The following is a 7,189-nucleotide window of genomic DNA, read 5'->3' on the forward strand; positions in this document are numbered from 1 at the left end:
GAGCTCGACCTGGTACATGGCGACGCCATCGAAACTTTCCCGCGTCGCGTTGAAGCGGCGGCAGGTCAAGCCGCCATCCTTGAGTTCCACCAGCTCGGTGATCGAGCCGCGCGAGCCGGTGCCGGCATTGGCCCATGGCACCGCCTGGCCGCCGAGCTCCTGGATGTCGGCGGAAGACACCGCATTGCCGATCGTCGTCTGGTCCGAGTCGTTGTCGCTGCTTGCCGGCACGGCGGGCGCGGACGGCGCGCTGGAGGTGATGATCGAGCGGTCAACCTCCGCCTTCTCGAGGCTGAAGCCGCCGGCGCCACAGGCCGCGAGCGGAAGCGCCAATGTCAGCAACGCAGCCTTGGCGCTGGCCGAAGCAATAACGCTCCATTGCCCGCTGTCAAAAGCTTGCGCGATACGCGACAATCGGCGAACTCCTCCCGCAACGTTAAAAATTTGGAAAACTATGAAGGAAAGCGAGTTAACAAGCGGTGACTTCGCCGAGGCTTTGGAGCCGTTCCGGCTGTTTGCCGAGTGGCTGGACGACGCCGTCAAGAGCGAGACCAACGACCCCAACGGCGTTGCGTTGGCAACCGTCGACGCCGACGGCATGCCGGATGTGCGGATGGTGCTGCTCAAGGGGTTCGACGAAAGGGGATTTGTCTTCTACACGAATTTCGAGAGCGCCAAGGGCCGCGAGATTCTTGGTAGCATGAAGGCGGCGATGTGCTTCCACTGGAAATCGCTGCGCCGCCAGGTGCGCGTGCGCGGGCCGGTGGAGATCGTCAGCGACGCTGAGGCCGACGCCTATTATGCGACGCGGCCGCGCGGCAGCCGCATCGGCGCCTGGGCCTCGAAACAGTCGCGGCCGCTGGAAAGCCGCTTCGCGCTGGAGAAGGCGGTGGCCGAGTACACGGCGCGCTACGCGATCGGCGAAATCCCCCGGCCGAAACACTGGTCGGGCTTCCGCATCCTGCCGCAGACGATCGAGTTCTGGCACGACCGCCCGTTCCGGCTGCATGACCGCATCGTGTTCTCGAGAAACGACGCCGGCGGCTGGGACAAGACGCGGCTCTACCCCTGAGGTCGCCGAGAGCGGAGATTTTCAGCCTTTCTTGCGGGTCATGAAGGCGGTCAACGCGGCGCGCGCCTCGTCGGACTTCAGCCGCTCGCGGAAATGCTCGCTCTCGAGCTTGATGCGGGCGACGAGTTCCTCGCGCGGCTCACGCATCAGATCGCGGGCAATCTTAAGCGCCTGCGGCGGCTTGGCGGCGATCTCGGCCGCCGCAGCCAGCACCGCGCCTTCCAGGGCGTCTTCCGCGACCACATCGTAGATCAGGCCGGCGGCCTTGGCGCGCTCAGCCGAAAAACCTTCGCCGAGACCGAGCAGCGCGAAGGCGCCCTGGCGGCCGAGGATCTGCGGCGCGAGCAGGCTGGAGCCGGCCTCTGGCACGAGGCCGAGGTCGACGAAGGGGGTGCGGAAGAGCGTGCGCGGCGTGGCGAAGGTCAGGTCGCAATGCAGATTGAGCGTGGTGCCGATGCCCACCGCTATGCCATCGACACCCGAGACCATCGGCTTCTCCGCCTTGGCCAGCGCCATCAGGAAATCCCACACCTCGTTGCCGCCCTCGCCGCCGGTGGCGATCACCAGGAAGTCCGCAAGGTCGTTGCCGGAAGAAAAGGCGCCGGGCACGCCGAGGAAGACATGGACGCGAACCGCCGGGTCGGCATCGCCTTCAGAAAGGGCGGCTGACATTTTCGCGTACATGGCACGGGTCAGCGCGTTCTTCTTCTCAGGCCGGTTCATACGGATGATCTGCACGGCGCCCCGGCGCTCGATGAGGATATGGTCGGTCACGATCGGTTCCTTCGGCTGACTGGCTGTTCAGGCGATCAGGGCCTTGCCGGCGGCGGCGAGGCTTTCGGCGCCGGCGATGACGCGCTCCTTGAGCACGCGCGTCTCGCCTAGGAGGTTTTCGGCAAAGAAGCGGCAGAGCGCAACGCGGCCGCGGTCGGCGAGGCCGCCTTGCGCCAGATAAGCGCCGCCGGCGGCGAGCGAGATCAGGCGCAGATAGGGCGTGGCGCCGGCCATCGCGGCATCGGCCTTGCCGTCGGCCATCAGCCTTTGCAAGAAGCGCGTCGCCTCGTCGAGATCGGCAAGCGCGCGATCGAGATTGTCGGCGGTGCTGCCAAAACCCTCGATGTTGGAGGTGCGCACCGCATCGGCCATCGCTTTCAATTCGCCGATATAGCGATGCACGTGCTCGCCGCCGCCGAGCGGCAGTTTTCGCGAGACGAGGTCGATCGCCTGGATGCCGTTGGTGCCTTCATAGATCGGCGCGATGCGGGCGTCGCGATAGAGCGCCGCCGCGCCCGTCTCCTCGATGAAGCCCATGCCGCCATGCACCTGGATCCCCAACGAAGCGACCTCGACGCCGACATCGGTCGAAAAGGCTTTTGCCAGCGGCGTCAAAAGATTGGCGCGGTCGCGCCAGTTGGCGGCGGCCTCGCCCTCGGCGACACGGGCACGGTCGATGGCGTGCGCGCAGGAATAGGCGATAGCACGCGCGATCTGCGTCAGCGCCTGCATGGTGAGAAGATTGCGCTGCACGTCCGGGTGACGGATGATCGGCGCCATGCCGGACCCTAAATAATCAGATGCCTTGCCCTGCCGGCGCTCATTGGCATAGGCGATCGCCTTCTGCGTGGCGGTTTCGGCCACCGCAACGCCCTGCATGCCGACGGCAAGGCGAGCGTTGTTCATCATCGTGAACATGCAGGCCAACCCTTTGTTTTCCTCGCCGACCAGCCAGCCGATGGCGCCGGGCGTCATGCCCGCAAAACCGTCGCCATAGATCATGGTGCAGGTCGGCGAGGCATGGATGCCGAGCTTGTGCTCGAGGCCGGAACAGAAGACGTCGTTGCGGGCGCCGAGCGAGCCGTCGTCATCGACCAGGAACTTCGGCACCAGGAAGAGCGAGATGCCGCGCGTGCCGGCGGGCGCGTCGGGCAGCCTCGCCAGCACCAGATGCACGATGTTGTCGGTGAAATCGTGCTCGCCATAGGTGATGAATATCTTCTGGCCGAAGATGCGGTAGGTGCCGTCGGCGGCAGGCTCGGCACGGGTGCGCAAAGCGGCGAGGTCCGAGCCCGCCTGCGGCTCGGTCAGGTTCATCGTGCCCATCCACTCGCCCGAGACGAGCTTGGCGAGGTATTTGGCCTTCAGCGCCTCGGAGGCGTGCTTGTCGAGCGCCTCGACCGCGCCCATGGTGAGCGTCGGGCCGATGCCGAAGGCCATCGCGGCGGAGTTCCACATTTCGAGCGCGGCGACGCCGAGCATGGTGGGCAGGCCCTGGCCGCCATATTCCTCCGGCCCGGACAGCGCGTTCCAGCCGCCTTCGATCCAGCGCCGGTAAAGCTCCTTCCAGCCCGGCGGCGTGGTAACGGCGGCATCCACAAGCACCGCGCCATGCTCGTCGCCGATCTTGTAGAGCGGCGCAACCTCCTCGCTGGCGAAGCGCCCGGCCTCGCCCAGGATCGCGTCGACCAGGTCCTCGCCGAGGTCGCCGAAGGTGCCGGCGTCCAGCGCCGGCTTCAGGCCGGCCACCTGCTTCAGTGTAAAGGCGATGTCCTCGACCGGTGCGCGATACATTGTGCCTGCTTCTCCTCCAGTGCGGCCAACCGTAGTCGCGTAGCCGAAGCGAGCCATCCATTCTTGGGGTTGGCCTGCGTCCTTCTTTTTACGTAAACGTCAAACACGCGAATTTTGCAAGCGTAGACTTCGTCATCCCCGGGCGGAGAGGTTCAGTCGCCGTTCCGGCGCTGAACAGCTCGCGGGTTGACAGCACTTCCTTAACCATAGCGGTTCAGGATCGTCCTCTGGTCAGTGGGACACCCTGATTGAAAAAGCCGGCGCGCCCTCTTCGCCGCCTGGCGCTTCTCGCGGCTGCGGTTGCGCTGGGCACGGCGGCAAAGGCCTCGGATTTCTCCGAGCCGTGGAAGAATGCCGACCGCGCGCTGGTGATCGACGCCTACGAATACAACTCCATCGACTGGGCTGAGCTTGCCACCGACAAGCGCATCGTCGGCTTCATCAACAAGGCGTCCGACGGGCTGCCGCCGCCCTATTTCTGCTTCGGCGGCGAGACAGAGGTGAAGCTCTGCAAGGCGCTGTGGAAGCGCCATGCGGTGACGCGCGAGCTTTTTCAGACACGCAAGGTGGTGGCGAAGGCGCTCGGCCTGAAGTGGGGCGCCTATCACCTCGCCCGCCCCGGCAATCCGGTCGAGCAAGCCAACAATTTCATCGATTTCGCCGAGCCGGCGCCGGACGATCTCATTGCCCTCGACATCGAGGGCATCGACCCCACGCAATGGATGTCGCTCGAGGACGCGGAAGAATTCGTGCGCCAGGTGCATCGCCGCCTCGGCCGCTTCCCGGTGCTCTACTCGAACGGCAAGACCGCCCAGTACATCGCCGACAACCGTTACACCTACCGGCTGTTGTCGCGGCTGCCGCTCTGGTATGCGCGCTACAAGCCGGACATCGACGTGCATTTCCCGATGGGCAACTGGCAGGGTTACGCGCTCTGGCAGTTCGCGGCAAAGGCGAATTGCAGCCGCTTCAGCTGCCCCTATCGCGTGCCGGGCACGCCCAACGACATCGACGTCAGCGTCGCGCCGATGAAAGCCGATGAGTTGCGCCAGCAATGGGCCTTTGGCGGCCTGATCGACGTGCCGGCGGATTACCTCGCCTCGATCCCGGTGCCGATCCCGCGCGAAGCGGGCCTCGCCGGCAAGGTCACCATCACCTATGCCGATGTGGCGACGCCGCCGACCACCGAGGAAATGGTCGCGGTGCTTGGCGCGCGCTGGGAAAAATTCCGCGACGGATTCCGCATGCCGGTGGTCAAGACCGTGCCGCAGCGCCCGAGCTTCGGCATCGTGCAATATGTCGCCTGGAAACGGGCCGGACAGCGCACGCCCGAACAGCTCGACGCCGCCTTCGCGGCCGCCGATCCGGTCAGCACCGCATCGACGACGCTCGACCACCGCAGGCAGTAGTCAACGGCAGCGTCAACGATGATTGCCCAGGCTGGCATACATGCCGGTGGTGCGGAACTGTGTGGGCGTGATGCCGTAGCAGCGGCGAAACACCTTGGAAAAGTAGTTGGGGTCGTCGAAACCGCACAGAACAGCGACTTCCTTGACCGGCAGGAAATCGGCCTTGGTCAGCAGCTTGGCGGCGCGCTGCAGCCGCTGCTGCAGGACGAATTCGGCCGGCGGCAATCCTTCGCTCTCGGCGAAGCAGCGCGAGAAATGGGCCCGGCTGAGGCCGCTGATTTCAACCAGCTCCGCCACCGGCAGCGGCTTGTCGAGATTGGCGTTGATGTGATCGATGACCGGCTGCATGGCGCTCTGCTTTTCGGCGAAGGCGTGCGAGCCGAAGACATCGTCGTAAAGCGCCATCGCCGCCTCATAGGCGATCGCCGACGCCGCGCCCGGCGAGGCGGCGCCCTTGATGAGCCGCAGGCTGCAATCGGCAAGGTGATCGATGGTCGCCGGCTGCAGCCGGAACACGGGACCTGAGACGCTGAGGATCGACTTGTGGACGCGCAGCGCCTCCTCGCCGTTCATCGATATCCAGAAATATTCCCAGCGGTCGCCCTTGGCCAGCCAGTAGCGATGGTTGTGCGGCACCAGCACCAGCAGCGTATCGTTCGCCTGCAGGCGGTAACTGCGGCTTTCGTAGCGCAATTGCCCGGTGCCGCTGATCGTATGCTGGAGCACGGTGAACGGGGTCTGGCCGCGCTTTCGCCCGTCCCAGTCGTAAGTCTCGTCCTCGCGCACCTCGTAGCCGGTGCTGGTCGGCATGGCATGCAGGCGCTGGCGCCCGCGCGGCAGCGAAATCGTGCGCATCAGCTTTCCATTGGCGATCAGATCCTGCAGCACAAAATTACCCTCGAAAGCATAATCCTTCTCTGGCCGCGCCGGCGAATAAGCGCATAATCCGGCTCACTCAAGAACGGGAAAGACCCGCGGTCGAGGAGCGGGCGGGAGGAGAAAGAGCCGGATTTCGGGCTCCACATGGCGAGCGCGCCTGCCGGCGCGCGGCCATATCCTCCCTTGCTGCTCCTTGCCTAACATTCGATTGGATCGAGGTGAAGGTGATGAGCTTCAAAATCGCTATTATTGGCGCCGGCAGCGTCGGCTTCACCAAGAAGCTGTTCACCGACATTCTCTGCGTGCCCGAATTCAAGGACATCGAATTCGCGCTGACCGACATCAGCGAGCACAATCTCGGGATGATCCAGGCGATTCTCGATCGGATCGTGGAAGCAAACGGGCTGCCCACCAAAGTGACGGCGACGACCGACCGCCGCAAGGCGCTTGAAGGCGCGCGCTACATCATCAGCTGCGTGCGCGTCGGCGGCCTCGAAGCCTATGCCGACGACATCCGCATCCCGCTGAAATACGGCATCGACCAATGCGTCGGCGACACGATCTGCGCCGGCGGCATCCTCTACGGCCAGCGCAACATCCCGGTGATCCTCGACTTTTGCAAGGACATCCGCGAGGTCGCCGAGACCGACGCCAAGTTCCTGAACTACGCCAACCCGATGGCGATGAACACCTGGGCCGCGATCGAATACGGCAAGGTCGACACGGTCGGGCTCTGCCACGGCGTGCAGCACGGCGCCGAACAGATCGCCGAGGTGCTCGGCGCGAAGTCGCCCAGGGAGCTCGACTATGTCTGCTCCGGCATCAACCACCAGACCTGGTTCATCGAGCTCAGGCTGAACGGCCGCGCGATCGGCAAGGACGAGCTGGTCGCCGCCTTCGAAGCGCATCCGGTCTATTCGAAGCAGGAGAAGCTGCGCATCGACGTGCTGAAGCGCTTCGGCGTCTATTCGACCGAAAGCAACGGGCATCTGTCCGAATACCTGCCCTGGTACCGCAAGCGCCCCGACGAGATCACACGCTGGATCGACATGTCGGACTGGATCCATGGCGAGACCGGCGGTTATCTCCGCTACTCGACCGAGACCCGCAATTGGTTCGAGACCGAGTATCCACAGTTCCTCGAAGCGGCTTCGAAGCCGATCGACCCGGCGAGGCGCTCCAACGAGCATGCCAGCCACATCCTCGAGGCGCTGGAAACCAACCGCGTCTATCGCGGCCATTTCAACGTCAAGAACAACGG

The 7,189-nt window shown here is 64.8% G+C and carries 7 protein-coding genes; 3 read left to right on the forward strand and 4 right to left on the reverse strand.

Going from position 1 to position 7,189, the window contains the following annotated elements; genetic code table 11:
- Positions 1-414 (reverse strand): RT0821/Lpp0805 family surface protein (locus EOA32_RS30790; RefSeq protein ID WP_128373725.1); only part of this gene is annotated, 414 nt, incomplete at its 3' end.
- A gap of 40 nt (positions 415-454) precedes the next feature.
- Here EOA32_RS30790 and pdxH point away from each other — a divergent pair.
- Entirely contained in the window at positions 455-1,072 is a 618-nt protein-coding gene (gene pdxH / locus EOA32_RS30795; RefSeq protein ID WP_128373726.1) for a pyridoxamine 5'-phosphate oxidase, read from the forward strand.
- A gap of 21 nt (positions 1,073-1,093) precedes the next feature.
- Here the strand turns inward: pdxH and EOA32_RS30800 are convergent, their stop codons facing one another.
- A complete protein-coding gene (locus tag EOA32_RS30800; protein ID WP_128373727.1) occupies positions 1,094-1,846 on the reverse strand; it encodes a crotonase/enoyl-CoA hydratase family protein in 753 nt (250 codons plus the stop codon).
- Between the two features lie 27 nt (positions 1,847-1,873).
- On the reverse strand, positions 1,874-3,640 hold the full coding sequence (locus tag EOA32_RS30805; protein WP_128373728.1) for an acyl-CoA dehydrogenase family protein: 1,767 nt from the start codon (positions 3,638-3,640) through the stop codon (positions 1,874-1,876).
- 248 nt (positions 3,641-3,888) lie between these two features.
- Between EOA32_RS30805 and EOA32_RS30810 the strand changes: the two genes are divergently transcribed.
- The gene (locus EOA32_RS30810; RefSeq protein WP_128373729.1) at positions 3,889-5,049 is read left to right on the forward strand and encodes a glycoside hydrolase family 25 protein; all 1,161 of its coding nucleotides are present in this window, start codon (positions 3,889-3,891) and stop codon (positions 5,047-5,049) included.
- Positions 5,050-5,061: 12 nt separating this feature from the next.
- Here EOA32_RS30810 and EOA32_RS30815 read toward each other — a convergent pair whose 3' ends face one another.
- Complete coding sequence (locus EOA32_RS30815) at positions 5,062-5,904, reverse strand: AraC family transcriptional regulator (RefSeq protein WP_128373731.1); 843 nt, start codon at positions 5,902-5,904, stop codon at positions 5,062-5,064.
- 251 nt (positions 5,905-6,155) lie between these two features.
- Between EOA32_RS30815 and EOA32_RS30820 the strand changes: the two genes are divergently transcribed.
- On the forward strand, positions 6,156-7,189 hold a 1,034-nt coding region (locus EOA32_RS30820; RefSeq protein WP_128373730.1), incomplete at its 3' end, for an alpha-glucosidase/alpha-galactosidase.

Origin of the sequence: Mesorhizobium sp. M1A.F.Ca.ET.072.01.1.1, assembly GCF_004023325.1 — a bacterium.
GTDB lineage: Bacteria > Pseudomonadota > Alphaproteobacteria > Rhizobiales > Rhizobiaceae > Mesorhizobium.

Coding starts and splice junctions, on each gene's coding strand:
- EOA32_RS30815 (WP_128373731.1), bottom strand. CDS start 5,904: ATGCGCACGATTTCGCTGCCGCGCGGGCGCCAGCGCCTGCATGCCATG.
- EOA32_RS30805 (WP_128373728.1), bottom strand. CDS start 3,640: ATGTATCGCGCACCGGTCGAGGACATCGCCTTTACACTGAAGCAGGTG.
- pdxH (WP_128373726.1), top strand. CDS start 455: ATGAAGGAAAGCGAGTTAACAAGCGGTGACTTCGCCGAGGCTTTGGAG.